Source organism: Bacillus sp. JZ34, from assembly GCF_053903205.1.
Genome location: NZ_CP096403.1, coordinates 2,093,326 through 2,105,955, shown reverse-complemented (window position 1 = coordinate 2,105,955; position 12,630 = coordinate 2,093,326). Strand labels below are relative to the sequence as shown.

Annotated in this window: 15 protein-coding genes; 7 read left to right on the top strand and 8 right to left on the bottom strand. The window is 44.2% G+C overall.

The features are described from left to right. Positions 1-6: 6 nt before the first annotated feature. From M1D90_RS10745 to M1D90_RS10730, 4 genes are all read right to left on the bottom strand, one after another. A complete protein-coding gene (locus M1D90_RS10745) occupies positions 7-1,356 on the bottom strand; it encodes an amidohydrolase family protein (protein ID WP_105978778.1) in 1,350 nt (449 codons plus the stop codon). A gap of 370 nt (positions 1,357-1,726) precedes the next feature. Continuing rightward, the gene (locus M1D90_RS10740; protein WP_020451792.1) at positions 1,727-1,978 is read right to left on the bottom strand and encodes a CotD family spore coat protein; all 252 of its coding nucleotides are present in this window, start codon (positions 1,976-1,978) and stop codon (positions 1,727-1,729) included. A gap of 231 nt (positions 1,979-2,209) precedes the next feature. After that, positions 2,210-2,419 (bottom strand): hypothetical protein, encoded by a 210-nt coding sequence (locus M1D90_RS10735; protein WP_256164047.1) that lies wholly within the window; start codon positions 2,417-2,419, stop codon positions 2,210-2,212. A gap of 231 nt (positions 2,420-2,650) precedes the next feature. After that, positions 2,651-3,433 (bottom strand): alpha/beta fold hydrolase, encoded by a 783-nt coding sequence (locus M1D90_RS10730; RefSeq protein WP_079289267.1) that lies wholly within the window; start codon positions 3,431-3,433, stop codon positions 2,651-2,653. 137 nt (positions 3,434-3,570) lie between these two features. Here M1D90_RS10730 and M1D90_RS10725 point away from each other — a divergent pair, with 137 nt between their 5' ends. After that, positions 3,571-4,074: a hypothetical protein gene (locus M1D90_RS10725; RefSeq protein ID WP_031305168.1), complete on the top strand. Its 504-nt coding sequence runs from the start codon at positions 3,571-3,573 to the stop codon at positions 4,072-4,074. Positions 4,075-4,156: 82 nt separating this feature from the next. On the opposite strand, the gene M1D90_RS10720 is transcribed toward M1D90_RS10725, so the two are convergent. After that, positions 4,157-4,393: a CotD family spore coat protein gene (locus M1D90_RS10720; RefSeq protein WP_023857337.1), complete on the bottom strand. Its 237-nt coding sequence runs from the start codon at positions 4,391-4,393 to the stop codon at positions 4,157-4,159. A gap of 174 nt (positions 4,394-4,567) precedes the next feature. On the opposite strand from M1D90_RS10720, the gene M1D90_RS10715 reads away from it, so the two are divergent. Continuing rightward, the gene (locus M1D90_RS10715; protein ID WP_020451796.1) at positions 4,568-5,191 is read left to right on the top strand and encodes a LysE family translocator; all 624 of its coding nucleotides are present in this window, start codon (positions 4,568-4,570) and stop codon (positions 5,189-5,191) included. 726 nt (positions 5,192-5,917) lie between these two features. Continuing rightward, positions 5,918-6,103: a type Z 30S ribosomal protein S14 gene (locus M1D90_RS10710; protein WP_003182651.1), complete on the top strand. Its 186-nt coding sequence runs from the start codon at positions 5,918-5,920 to the stop codon at positions 6,101-6,103. Positions 6,104-6,255: 152 nt separating this feature from the next. On the opposite strand, the gene M1D90_RS10705 is transcribed toward M1D90_RS10710, so the two are convergent. Together M1D90_RS10705 and M1D90_RS10700 are read right to left on the bottom strand one after the other, a co-directional pair. Then, a complete protein-coding gene (locus tag M1D90_RS10705; RefSeq protein WP_023857340.1) occupies positions 6,256-6,714 on the bottom strand; it encodes an NUDIX hydrolase in 459 nt (152 codons plus the stop codon). Between the two features lie 161 nt (positions 6,715-6,875). Continuing rightward, complete coding sequence (locus M1D90_RS10700) at positions 6,876-9,542, bottom strand: phosphoenolpyruvate synthase (protein ID WP_256164045.1); 2,667 nt, start codon at positions 9,540-9,542, stop codon at positions 6,876-6,878. Positions 9,543-9,805: 263 nt separating this feature from the next. Here M1D90_RS10700 and M1D90_RS10695 point away from each other — a divergent pair, with 263 nt between their 5' ends. The 4 genes from M1D90_RS10695 (at position 9,806) to M1D90_RS10680 (ending at position 11,754) form a co-directional block, all read left to right on the top strand. After that, positions 9,806-10,411, top strand: coding sequence for a TetR/AcrR family transcriptional regulator (locus M1D90_RS10695; RefSeq protein ID WP_026579558.1), 606 nt, complete (start codon positions 9,806-9,808; stop codon positions 10,409-10,411). A 101-nt stretch (positions 10,412-10,512) separates the two neighbouring features. After that, positions 10,513-10,638 carry a hypothetical protein gene (locus M1D90_RS10690; RefSeq protein ID WP_020451800.1) on the top strand — a complete coding sequence of 42 codons (126 nt, stop codon included), beginning with the start codon at positions 10,513-10,515 and terminating at the stop codon, positions 10,636-10,638. Between the two features lie 21 nt (positions 10,639-10,659). Further along, on the top strand, positions 10,660-11,115 hold the full coding sequence (locus M1D90_RS10685; RefSeq protein ID WP_020451801.1) for a YndM family protein: 456 nt from the start codon (positions 10,660-10,662) through the stop codon (positions 11,113-11,115). A gap of 123 nt (positions 11,116-11,238) precedes the next feature. Beyond that, the gene (locus M1D90_RS10680; RefSeq protein ID WP_020451802.1) at positions 11,239-11,754 is read left to right on the top strand and encodes a DinB family protein; all 516 of its coding nucleotides are present in this window, start codon (positions 11,239-11,241) and stop codon (positions 11,752-11,754) included. A gap of 42 nt (positions 11,755-11,796) precedes the next feature. Here M1D90_RS10680 and M1D90_RS10675 read toward each other — a convergent pair whose 3' ends face one another. Continuing rightward, positions 11,797-12,423: an FMN-dependent NADH-azoreductase gene (locus tag M1D90_RS10675; protein ID WP_020451803.1), complete on the bottom strand. Its 627-nt coding sequence runs from the start codon at positions 12,421-12,423 to the stop codon at positions 11,797-11,799. Positions 12,424-12,630 lie beyond the last annotated feature (207 nt).

The following is a 12,630-nucleotide window of genomic DNA, read 5'->3' as shown; positions in this document are numbered from 1 at the left end:
GAAAGATCAATAGGCGCCTTCAGGGGATCGGGATAAGATATGGTCTCTAGCTTCCAGCGCTTTTTGTCTCACCTTTTCAAGATCTGCATCAACCAATCGACCGTTTCGTTTCACTGCTTTTCCTGCGACATATACGGAATCTACATTTCCGGTGTGCGCGCTTTGGACGATGGCCCCCACCGCATCAGTCAAAGGGAGCAAATTGACGCTGTCCGTTTTCACCATGATAAAGTCAGCTTCTTTGCCGGGGGAAAGCGAGCCGATTTTATGATCGAGCCTTAATGCCCTCGCCCCATCAATGGTCGCTGCTTTCAAGATTTGTTCGGCCGATATGCTCAATTCGGGACCAGGCATGATCCCTTCTTTCAACAGCTCTTCATTGCGCTTTGCACGCTCTGCTTGAAGGGCAAATTTCATCTGTGCGAAAAGGTCACCTCCCGTCGATGTCACAACATCAACCCCAAGTGCAGTAAGAACCCTGTTTTTTAAGGCGAGCCCTGTAACAGGATAGCCGTGCCCCATCATCATCTCAATTTCTGGTGTCACAGAAATCGAGCTTCCGTGAGCCGCAAGCATTTTCATTTCTTCTTCACTCATCGCATTGGCATGCACCATATTTAAATCGGGACCGAGCAGCCCGGCTTGATTCAGCTTCTCAATCGAACGATCTTTCGCTCCCCAGTTGCCAAACGCAATATGCATGCTGCATAAGGCATCAAGTTCCCGGGCCGTTTCGATTTCAAACACAGATGTCTTCCATGAAGAAAACTCCGGACCGCGAATGGCAAGCCCCATCGTCAAAAGCTGATCCTTCGATTGAAAATATGCTTTTTTTACCCGTTTCGCTTCGTCCATATTCGAAAGATCACTGTCTCTGTCCCAATATTCGGCATCACCGGATGTTCCGAAAGCGAATACTGCGCGAATGCCGGCGTCTTTCAGTCCCGCAATCAGCTGGTCCGTATGATCAGGCGATTCAATCATCGTCCAGTCCAGCAAAGTTGTGACTCCTGCCTCAAGCGCCTCAAGCGCTCCTAAATAGTTCGCGACCCAATCATCCTCAGGCCTTCTCATTGATCCATAATTGCCATAATAAATCCGGTTTAAATAGGTTTGCAGGGACCAGTCGGCTCCGATTCCGCGGATCACAGATTCCCATACGTGGCGGTGTGTATCGACAAATCCAGGCATGATCAGCATGTTGGAGGCATCAACAATCTCAGCGTCTCCCGGTGCAATCGACTCGGCAACGTCCAGAATGACGGAGCCTTCAATCAGCATGTCCCCTTTTTCGATCGTATGAAGCTGCGGATCAAGAGTTACAATCGTTGCATTTTGAAAAAGTGTTTTTTGCATAACGGTTCTCCTTTCTTCCCAGCCAACTAGAAAAAACAGCATCCTATATGTACCATTTTAAAATAAAAAAGGTATAAATGATATTAATATGTATTGTGCGACTTGAAAATCCGCCTTCTGAGCTAGATGGAAGAGATGCAGTACACGATCACGTTAGAAAAAAAAGAAAGGTGAATTGCAGGAAACAGCGGTTGTTTAAATTGCAATGATGCGTTGTGTATTTATCGTAAATTCTGCTTTCATACTGCTCGCAATCACGATATACGGTTACTACCTCCCAAATGGAAACAGACCATAAAAAAGCTATGGTCTGTGAAATGAGTGAACGTATATTTAACTGTGATCAAAATATGGTATAATCAAGCTTTTATTAATAGCAATGGCCATAGTCCGACTTTTTTTCATAGCCTTTGCAAGGTTTTCCGCAATGATAGTGTTCATGCGAAACGTCTTTATGATGTGAATAAGTGTGCGGATAGTAATGAACATGTTCATATTTGTGGTGGTCAATTTTTTTAGTATGCTGCGGATGAATATGAGGAACGACAGACTTTGAATACTTATGATCCTCACAATATTTCGTAGGGTAAACATGCGGCTCATGATGTTTTTTGCAGTACATGTGTACACGCTCCTTTCATTTTATAGATTCACTAGTACATTATGCTGAAAAGCTAAAGCCTGACTGCATAAGTACCTATACTTTGTCCCTATTTTTGCCCGTTCATTTTCTGAAGATCGTGTTTGGAAAATCTGCTTGATTACCCTGAAGCATCCGCCGGTTGAATACCCCTTGCTTCCGGAGTTAAAAAAAGACACTAAACGAATACTTTAAATGTTCGCTTAAAGTCCTTCATCTCCAATATACCTTGACGGACTCTGTATGAATATGCAGCTCTGTTTTTGTATCGAAATGAACAACAAAGCCTCTGATTAATCCATAGAACTTGTTTTTTTCTGTAATTTTCATAACGGTCGCTTCGTCTTTAAATCCTGGCGGATGGCATGGCTCACCTACAATATATTGCTTTGAATGAACGGTGATTGCTTGAATTGACTTCATTAAATTCCATTCCCCCTCAGAAACGTCATGCTTCCTTCTGCTTCTGCGCAAAACGGAGATTCACCCTAGTAAAAATTGCGATTCTTCTCTTCCCTGGAGTGCAAAATTATTCGGGTATTTTTACGCTACAAACTGTAGAAGCAGTCTCGGTGATTATCATCATAACACGTTATCCAAAATATTCCTTTCTGCTTTTTGAACATTATGTGGCGGCAGCTCCTCGGTATAGAATCAACCGATAAACTGCGTTAAAATACGGTTGAACATTTCGCGTTCCTCCCAGAACGGACCGTGTCCGCTGTATTGAAACGGAACAAGATATGAATTTCTTATTTTGCGGTTGAGTTCCTTTGCTTGCGCAAACGGAATCACCTTGTCTTGAACACCGTGAATGATCAAGGTCGGAGCAGCGACTTTTCCAAGATCATCATACAGTTTCTCATCTCTCAGCATGTCGATGACCGCTTTTGTTGACCAGCCTGCCGCCTGCAATCCCAATTGAAAAAACCAGTCCGAGAACGGTTGTGTAATATATTGAAAGAAAAATGTGTCGGTCACTTCACGCATCATCTTAGGACGATCGTGAGACGCTTGCTGAAGCAATTTGGCTGCCGTCTCTTCTGTAAATCCCACAGGTGCCGCTGCATCGATCAAAACCAGCTTTGAGACCCCGGAACCCCTGTATCGCGACATATAGCGAAGTGCTATGGCGCCGCCGGTTGAATGACCGGCAAGCGTGAAGCGGTTTAGTTGAAGCGTCTCAACGACAGCGCGGATATCGTCAGCCAAACGGTTGTAATTGTAGCCCGTCGCCGGCTTATCCGAACGCCCGAATCCCCGCCAGTCAATGCCGATACAGCGGTATCCCTTTTGTGAAAGATCGTCAAATTGATATTCAAACTGCAGATGGCTTAATGGCCAGCCGTGCAAAAATACAATTGTTTTGCGGCTTTGAGGATTAATGTCTTCTACGTACAGGTTAACGCCTGATTCTGCCTGAACAAAGTATCCCATGCCGTCGCCCCCAATCATGGTGTCTTTTACCATAAGGTACTCCCAAAATGTCAATAGGTGAATGTCCTGGCGGCTGAAGGTGAAGAATTTGAAAAGGTGTGACTGGTTAGACTATTTCAAGATACGGAGGTGGTTCAATGATGAAACGCTTGGGAAGTCTTGCGCTGTCGCTTGTCCTCATGCTGCCTGCGGCGGCGATCCAAGCGCAGCCTGCCGCACCAATACCTTATCCATGCAGCGTCGTTCTTCATCCAGCCCAGGATATTCCCAATGCCCGTGGAACGGCTTTAATTGCAAAAGTGAAAAAACCGTATACCGAAGCACCTGACAGTCCAGTCAGGGAACGGCGAAGCGTCGGCATCTACGCCGATTGGCTTCCGGCCCCTGCTTCATTTGGAGATTATGATCAATATGAAGGAATGGCCCGGATACCGGACCAGATCAGCTGGCGCTTCACCATGCATCTCGTCCGGGAAGACGCGCCAAGCTGGTTTGGCGGAAGTCTTTGGGCGGGCAAATTTGATGAAATATCATCAGAGCTGACTGTGAATACCCGAGTCGAAGTGCGTCCTTTCAATTCGAAGACGAAAAAGGCCGGCCGAGCTGTTTTGCAGGGGACTTTGCAAGGTTGCAGGAACTAAATGAAAAAAAGGCCGCAGAAGCACCATTAGGACGCTTCTTACGGCCTTTTTTTCATGAGAAGAACTTTTTCTTCCGGAAAGGTTAGTATTTTTCGTAGCGATTACAAGGTTTACCGCAGTAAGAGTGATCATGATAAACCGGCTTATAGTTTGAATAAGAATGCGGATAATAGTGAACATGCTCGTATTTCTGATGATCCACTTTTTTAATATGCTGCGGATGGATGTGAGGAACGATCGTTTTAGAGTATCTGTGATCCTCACAGTACCTGGTAGGATGCACAACTGGCGGCAGAACGCGCGGTTTGCAGTAAGACATAAGCACTTCTCCCTTCCTTGAGTTTCATTCTTCATTATCAAAATATGTTGATTAGCACAAACTTGTACTAATACAAGAAACTAAAAAACCGTCCATTTTCCCCGCCTTTTCACTCAAAAAAGAGTTTCTCTGATAGTATAATAAAAAAATACTAATGAAAATGGAGTTGGACAGATGGATGTGATATCGATCGTTTCTTTTTTAGGTGCGGCTGTACTGCTTACACTTATGCCGGGCCCTGACAACTTGTTCGTTTTGGCACAGAGCATCTCAAAGGGAAAATCGGCAGGTACAGCAACCGCATGCGGGCTATGCACAGGGTTAGTCGTCCACATCACAGCTGCTGCAGCAGGTATTTCTGCTGCGATCTATCAATCAGCTGTCGCCTTCTCGATCGTGAAATATGCAGGTGCAGCCTATCTGTTGTTTTTAGCTTACCAGTCTTTCCGGCGAAAAAGTGCTGGTTTCAATCTTGAAGCTAAAGATTCATTGAACCGCAGGGCTTTATACCAAAAAGGCGTTGTGATGAATCTATTAAACCCGAAGGTCTCATTGTTCTTCCTTGCCTTTCTTCCGCAATTTATTCATCCCGGCACCTTCAGCGTGACAACGCAAATGCTCGTTTACGGCATGTTATTTTTAATTCAAGCGTTTGTGATCTTTGTGATGATCAGCCTGTTTGCGGAAAAAGTCGGAGACCGGCTGCGCAGAAGTCCGCAAGCCGCCAAAAAAGTTCATTTGCTGGAAGGGTCTTTATTCGCTTTGATCGGGCTTAAAATAGCGGTCAGCCAAAGGTAGCCGCTGAAAAAAAGGTGTGCAGCCGGCACACCTTTTCCCGATTTTACCGCTTATAACATTTGACGCGTTTACCATTTCCGCCGTCGGCGCCGCTTTCAAGGACACAGCGGCAATGTCACCCCTAGAACATCGAGGTTCATGTGAAAATGAACAGCCCTGCATTCCGTGATTCGTTTTCAAGCTTGATCTAGAGCGGGAGCTGGTGTTACGGAATCGAAGTGATTTGTTTCTTTGGCTGGAGTCGAATCACAAGACTGTCAAATTCTGCAGCGCTTTCTTGCTGTGTTAGATTCTTCCTTCGTTTCATTGTATAGTGGAGTGCCAGACAATGAGACAAAAATCTAAATACCGTTGTTCTCTATCCTCCCCCCTTTCTTTGAAGCCAGTATACAAATTTCCCGCTGCTTCGTAATGATGCAAATCGGTTATTTTCCGCTCAATCCAAATCATCAGATCGAGCAAAGCGGACACATCGATCTTAGGGATGGCAGATCAGTCAATCGATGGGCGTGGGTCTTTTTTGATAGAATATGCCGCTTTTTAAGGAGAAACGGGATCGTTTAATTGCTTTAATCAATGAGATTCATTTTCGCTTTTTATCTGCAAAGCGAGTCTTTTGAATTTATTTACAAATGATATTTTAAATGTTATAATAAATTGTTTACAGAAATAAATTCTATTTTTATTTATATAAATCGATGAATTTAAAATGAAGGAGGTAAAAAGATGGCCAAGACTTCAATGATTGTCAAACAAAAACGGGAACAAAAGTTCAAAGTCAGAGAGTACACCCGCTGTGAACGCTGCGGCAGACCGCATTCCGTGATTCGGAAGTTTAAATTGTGCCGCATCTGCTTCCGTGAGCTTGCTTACAAAGGGCATATCCCCGGCGTTAAAAAAGCAAGCTGGTAAGAACGACTTCGTCAGCCTTTTTAAGAGGCTGGCTTTTTTGATTTAGGCTCTGTTGAATTTTAATGTTGATATTGCATGAAAATAGAGGAAATCCTATGATTAGGGTTTCCTCTATACTTGTTCAACTAACGTCTCTGTTAGCTGGATAAGAACTATTGAATCAGTTGCTCATTATACACACTCATTGAGTGTACATTCTCTTTTAATAGGTTATCAATGATTTGCTTTATTACATTTGGTTCTCGTAAGTCTTCGTTCTCAAATGTTACAAGGTCACTTACTTTTATCCACTTGCAGTCTGAAATTTCATCTTCTTCGAGCTTGATAGAACCTCCGGTAACTTCACCAATAAAATGAAATAAAATAACTTGATTCTTCGTTCTGCTGATAAAATTATATACACCAGCAGCCGCAATCAGTTTTACGTCCAATCCAGTTTCCTCTTTAACTTCTCTTCGAGCTGAATGGAGAATGTCCTCTCCATATTCGATACGTCCACCCGGAAAGTTCCACTTATGAACGGCGGTAGGCTTATTCTCTTTTATCATCAAGACTTTATCATCCCGTAAGATTGATACACTGGCTACTAAAACAATTCCATTTTGCGACATCCATTTCTCCTTCATTTTCATTGGTTTGACTGGCTTCTTCTTTCATGAATCTGCTTTGTTCATTGAAAGCTCTCAACGCTTTGCTCACCTTGAGAATCAAACCGAACTCTTGTTCTGTTTTTATTATATCAGGTATAAGCATCAAACATCAATATAAGCGCTCATGAGCCGTCACTGTTCAATATTTGAACAAACCCGTTTGTTCCGTCGATTCGGATGTAGGCGCCGTCTTCTATGATGTCTGTCGCTTTGTCAATTCCGACGACCGCAGGAATGCCGTATTCCCTTGCCACTACTGAACCATGAGTCATCATGCCGCCCACCTCCGTAATCAGTCCAACCGCTGAAGTAAAAAGCGGAGTCCAGCCCGGATCAGTATACGGCGCCACTAAGATGTCCCCTTGATTCAGCCTCGCGTCTTCAGGGCTCTTCACAACTCTGGCGGTCCCTTCAATGATGCCCGCAGAAACCGGTGTCCCTGTGAGAGCTCCTTCGGGACTTTTTGCATTTCGCAGCCTCCCTGTGATGATCTCCCCTTCACTTGTCATCACACGGGGGGATGTGAGCTTTTGATTGGACATATGCTGCCGTTTTCTGTCTGTTAACCATTCCGGAATATTCCCGATGCTGCGATTCTCCAATAGCGCGATAAGCTCTTCAAGCGTCAAGTAAAAAACATCGTCTTCACAATTGAGGATTCCTTTTTCAACGAGGTGGCGGGCTTCTTTAAGAATGGCTTTTTTGTATAAAAACATCAATTTTACAAGTGTAAATTTATGATGCTCCCGCATTCCCATCAGGCTTCGATACATATGAACGAGCCGGGAGATTCTCTTTTTTTCCGTGAAACGAAATTGAGAGATGATTTCCTTTTTTGCTTCTTCCGCTTCCATTTCGCCTTGTTTAAATTTCCTCCTGTGTTCCCCTTGGGCAGTCGTCCGAATATGGCTGAGTATGGACGGAACGAGCTGAACCGGAGCCTCTGCCCATCTTGGCCTTGTCATATCGATTTCTCCCACGCACCGCATCCCGTACTTTTTGAGATAACCATCTAAACTCGACTTCAATTCGGCGCCGCCGGGGATTTTGAGCAATTCTTCCATAAAGTTTTCGCTGTCTGCACGCTTGAAATAGTCAATGACTTCAGGATACTTCCTCGCTTGATCGGAAAGATCCCCCAACTCAAGACCCATTTCCGTTGTGACATTATGAGGCAGGGATTTATACAATTTCCCCAGTAAAATAGCGCTTTTCTCGTCCCCCAGCTTTTTTTTCAGCTTTTTTTCGAGCGCTCCGGCTGCAATCATTCCGCTGAAGACATATACAGCGACTTTTGAAAGCACGTCTTGGAACATTCTTTCCATTCCTTTTTGGATGACGCGGATCGTCTCAGCACCGGAAGTCCGGCTAAGCTTCTCCTCGGTGTCCGTCACGATCGCTTCAATGATCAATTCCGCTTTTTTCTCGGCTTTATCGGGGTTTTTCATCAGCAGGATTCCGACAACCTTTAATGCTGCCGGAATCAAAATCGGCATCAATCTCCCGGCAATATGAAACATGCCTTTTATCGAAATGGAATTAAGCTGTTGTTCTTTGCGCTTGACTGCCTCCGATACAGCAGATGCCATCAGCTGATCCATACCATTTAATACTTTAAGCAGCCGGCTTCGGGCGAATCTGAGGGAAAGAGCACCCGTAATATCGGCGAACACTCTTCCTCCCGCTTCGCGAAGAATCGGCTGTGCCGAAGGGTCTTTTTTTAAAAATCGGAGAACTTGGCTGATCACCGATACACCCAATGGTTTCATTGGATCGGTCATCATTTGGATATAGCCAAAATTAATCAATACATGCGGCTTATCATCAAAAACGTGTACGGCCGGGTATAGGGATGTGATCGGCCGGCTTTGAAGAATGTAAAAGCTGCCGCCGGCAAAAGCCCATTCTATATCCTGTTCCTTACCGTAGTGAGCCTCGATTCTGCGCCCCAGTTCTGCCAATTCGACGATTTTTGGATCCGGCAAAGCCTGTGTTTGTTGTTCTTCCGGAGAGAGGGTTTTCTGAACGGTTCCTCCTTCTGGAACGGAGTAAATGGCCGATTCCTTCTTCGAAAGTTGTTTTTTGACGATTTCACCTGACTGAACCTGATACAGATCAGCGCTCACAATTCCGGACACCAACGCTTCACCCAAGCCGAAGCTGGCATCGATGGAAACCGTTTTGCGGTGCCCCGTGATCGGGTCCGCAGTGAACATAATACCGGACACCTCGGGAAAAACCATCTCTTGCACGACAACTGCAAGAAAAACAGAGCGGTGATCGAAACCGTTTTTCGCGCGGTAGGAAATCGCCCTGTCCGTAAACAGAGAGGACCAGCATTGTTTTACCGCATCAAGAAGCTGATCTTTTCCGCAGACATTCAAAAAGGTATCCTGCTGCCCCGCAAATGAAGCTGTCGGCAGGTCTTCTGCCGTAGCACTGGAGCGGACAGCATAGGCTTTATCTTTGCCGGTCGTATCAACGCCTTCCAGTATCGCCGATTTGATCTCGTCAGGTATGGGAATCTGGGCAAGATGCTCGCGAATCTGCTTCCCCGCAATCCGAATCTGTTCCAGATCATCATGCTTGAGCTGTCCAAGCTGGTCGAGCAGGCTGTCGATGATGCCGCTTGTTTGTATGAACGCGCGATAGGCGGCAGTTGATATGCAAAACCCCTCGGGAACGGGAAAACCCGCTTTTGTCATTTCCCCGAGGTTCGCCCCCTTTCCGCCGACATAGGGCAAAGCAAATTGATCGATTTCATTGAAATACAGCACATATTTCTCCATTCTATCCTCTCCTTAGAGCCGCTTTTTGAAATTCCACGCCTCATTTTGGACGATTGATTTTGCCCTGGCCGGACTTTCAACACACTTTGTCTTATGAGGCATGCTTTTTCATACACAAATATTGAACACTGTGTTGATTAATATTCATCATGTTTATTATAATTGCACAAAAGGCGAATGCAATGAACAATCAATCAGCAAATGTTAAGTTCTCAACACAAACATGGACATTGTTGATTTTCATGGACCTCAGGAGGATTTGTATGACTGGACAAAAAAAAGACCGCAGGGTAAAGCGCACGAAAAAAATGATTAGAGACGCACTTTCTGAACTGATGAAAAATAAAACGTTTGAAGAGATATCCGTCACGGACATTACAACGAAAGCCGATATTAACCGCGGCACGTTTTACTTGCATTACGAAGATAAATACGATTTGCTGGAACAAAGCGAGGAGGAAATTATCCAAGAGATCAGTAACATTGCTAAACGCTCGATTCACTCAATGGACATATTAAATCAGGATGTGATTGATCATCCGCTAACGTTTGTCGTCGATATTTTTCAATATATAAGAGAAAACGAGGTTTTTATGAAGGCAATTTTAGGCCCGAAAGGCCCGGGTTCCTTCCGTTTGAAATTCAAATCGGTTTTGAGCATCAATTTAAAACGGCTGAAAAAAGCGATCAAGGCGGATCCGATCGTACCGGAGGACTACTTGATTTCCTATATAACCGGCGCTCATATCAGCGTCATGCAGCAATGGCTGGAAAACGGCATGAAAGAGACGCCGCATGATATGGCGCTCATTTTATCAAAAATAACCGGGATGGGCCCTGCATACGCGGCAGGACTGAGAAAAAAATGACAGGCTTTCAGGAAGAGGGATACCCCTCTTTTTTGCTTTTTTCGTGGTATGTATAAGAAATCAAAAACAATCCAAAATATAGTGAAAAAGGTGGTGAGACCATGCAGAAGAAAGGCATTCAAAACAGCAGCCTCGAGCAGCTGAAAAACGACCACGAAACAGAAAGCGCATTCCAGCAGGATAACAAAAGCAATAAACAGCAACAAAACAGGAATGCTTTAAAATAAGCTGAAAGGTGTGGAAACGAAATGAAGCATGTAAGAGCATTGTGTTTAAAATTTATTGTGAGCCTTGTCCTCTTATATGTGGTGCTAACTCTATTTTTTGGCGTTCCATTTGGCGAAATGTTTGTTTTGACATTGTTTTTAGGTGTGATCTCCTATCTGATCGGAGATCTTCTTCTTCTGCCGAGAACAAACAATACAACTGCAACAATGGGAGACTTTGGCCTTTCCCTCGTATTGATCTGGGCGATTCTCGCCATGCAAAATAATCCGCCGTATGGTTCGCTTGCTGCCGCTTCAATCGTGTCAGCAATCGGCGTCACAGTGTTCGAATATTTCTTCCACCGCTATATGGAAGCCAACGTTTTGGGCGAAACGGAAAACGAAAAACGAGAAAAGCCAGGCTCATTGCAGTATCAAAGTGAAGCATCGGAAGAACTTTACCCGGTTACCCCATCTAAAAAACAGGACGAAGACTAAGCACAAAAACCTGCCGATCGGCAGGTTTTTTACTTTTTATGCCCCGAGGTATTTTTTCCTCATTTAAAGGAATATCGGTCTTTTTCACGAATTGATAATAAAAAAGTGAGGAGGGCTAAAAATATGACACATCGCGCACTAAAGCATTTAGATTATCACAACTGGGCGAATCAAAGGGTGCTCAGCCACCTGAAAAGCCTGCCTGAAGAGCTGTTCACCCGGGAAATCCAAAGCGTTTTTCAATCTGTATCTGAGGTCGTTACCCATATGTGCGTGGCCGACGCCTTGTGGCTGAAAGTAATATCCGGAGCCGCTTACGAGGAAGCAAAGGAAACCGGTATGCGGCTGAAAGAAATGTTAAAGGGAAAAAAGATTGATGACTTCGTCTCCATTTTTCAAGACACGGCGCTTCAATATGAAACGTTTTTTGAAAATCTTGAAGACCCCGATGGTGAAATCACGATTGCACATCCGGCATTCGGCGAAATCAAAACGCCTGTTAGCGAACTCCTTCATCACGTGGTCAATCACGGCACGTACCACAGAGGCAACATTTCAGCGATGCTGCGGCAAATGGGTGAAGCGGGTGTGCCGACTGACTATGTTTATTATTTATTAAGCATGAAGCAGCCGACATAAATAAAAAACCCTTGTTCCGCTTTTGGAACAAGGGTTTCACAATTAAAATGATGCTGCAAGTTTTTTAGCTTCTGCTAAGCCGTTTTCAATGATTTTTTGAGCGTCGTCAGGAACAGCGTTGTGTCCTTCGATGACAACGGTATGCAGGTCTTGAACACCGAAGAAGCCCATGACGGTTTTCATGTAGTTCAATGACATTTCCATTGCAGCCATCGGTCCTTCAGAATAGAAGCCGCCTCTGGCATTTAACAGAGCAACCTTCTTGTCTCCCATCAGGCCTTTAGGTCCTTCAGGAGTGTATGTAAACGTCACTCCTGCGCGGGACAAGTAGTCCACATAAGTGTGAAGTACAGCTGGAACAGCAAAGTTCCACAATGGGAAAGCAAAAACAACTTTATCGGCTTTGACGAATTCGTCCAAGTAACGGTCCGCTACAGCTGCAGCTGCTTTTTCTTCCTCGTTCAATTCCATGCCTTTTCCTGCTTTAAATGTCCCGTTAATAGCATTTCTGCCCAGGTACGGCGGGTTTTCTTTGTAAAGATCAAGCTCTACAATTTCATCGTTTGGATGATTTTCTTTATAGCTGTTAAGAAACGCATCATAAAGTTTTACAGATACAGCTTCTTCAGCAGTACGGTCATTAGCTTTAACAAACAATACTTTAGACATTCTATTTTCCTCCCGTGCTAACGTTTCAATATTTACTTACAAATAGTATGTTACTTTCTTTTAAATAGAAAGTCAACTCATTTATTTTGATGCCAAAAGATGTTTCTATCAAAAAAGCCCTGTTCATATTTGATAAAAAACAAACGATTGCTCATATCAGCAAGAACTTTCGTTCGGATAATACAACATTATTTAAGTTCAAGCATA

Excerpts from the sequence above, each read along its gene's own strand:
- M1D90_RS10745 (WP_105978778.1), bottom strand. The coding sequence starts at position 1,356 with ATGCAAAAAACACTTTTTCAAAATGCAACGATTGTAACTCTTGATCCG.
- M1D90_RS10740 (WP_020451792.1), bottom strand. The coding sequence starts at position 1,978 with ATGTACTGCAAAAAACATCATGAGCCGCATGTTTACCCTACGAAATAT.
- M1D90_RS10735 (WP_256164047.1), bottom strand. The coding sequence starts at position 2,419 with ATGAAGTCAATTCAAGCAATCACCGTTCATTCAAAGCAATATATTGTA.
- M1D90_RS10730 (WP_079289267.1), bottom strand. The coding sequence starts at position 3,433 with ATGGGATACTTTGTTCAGGCAGAATCAGGCGTTAACCTGTACGTAGAA.
- M1D90_RS10725 (WP_031305168.1), top strand. The coding sequence starts at position 3,571 with ATGATGAAACGCTTGGGAAGTCTTGCGCTGTCGCTTGTCCTCATGCTG.
- M1D90_RS10720 (WP_023857337.1), bottom strand. The coding sequence starts at position 4,393 with ATGTCTTACTGCAAACCGCGCGTTCTGCCGCCAGTTGTGCATCCTACC.
- M1D90_RS10715 (WP_020451796.1), top strand. The coding sequence starts at position 4,568 with ATGGATGTGATATCGATCGTTTCTTTTTTAGGTGCGGCTGTACTGCTT.
- M1D90_RS10710 (WP_003182651.1), top strand. The coding sequence starts at position 5,918 with ATGGCCAAGACTTCAATGATTGTCAAACAAAAACGGGAACAAAAGTTC.
- M1D90_RS10705 (WP_023857340.1), bottom strand. The coding sequence starts at position 6,714 with ATGTCGCAAAATGGAATTGTTTTAGTAGCCAGTGTATCAATCTTACGG.
- M1D90_RS10700 (WP_256164045.1), bottom strand. The coding sequence starts at position 9,542 with ATGGAGAAATATGTGCTGTATTTCAATGAAATCGATCAATTTGCTTTG.
- M1D90_RS10695 (WP_026579558.1), top strand. The coding sequence starts at position 9,806 with ATGACTGGACAAAAAAAAGACCGCAGGGTAAAGCGCACGAAAAAAATG.
- M1D90_RS10690 (WP_020451800.1), top strand. The coding sequence starts at position 10,513 with ATGCAGAAGAAAGGCATTCAAAACAGCAGCCTCGAGCAGCTGAAAAAC.
- M1D90_RS10685 (WP_020451801.1), top strand. The coding sequence starts at position 10,660 with ATGAAGCATGTAAGAGCATTGTGTTTAAAATTTATTGTGAGCCTTGTC.
- M1D90_RS10680 (WP_020451802.1), top strand. The coding sequence starts at position 11,239 with ATGACACATCGCGCACTAAAGCATTTAGATTATCACAACTGGGCGAAT.
- M1D90_RS10675 (WP_020451803.1), bottom strand. The coding sequence starts at position 12,423 with ATGTCTAAAGTATTGTTTGTTAAAGCTAATGACCGTACTGCTGAAGAA.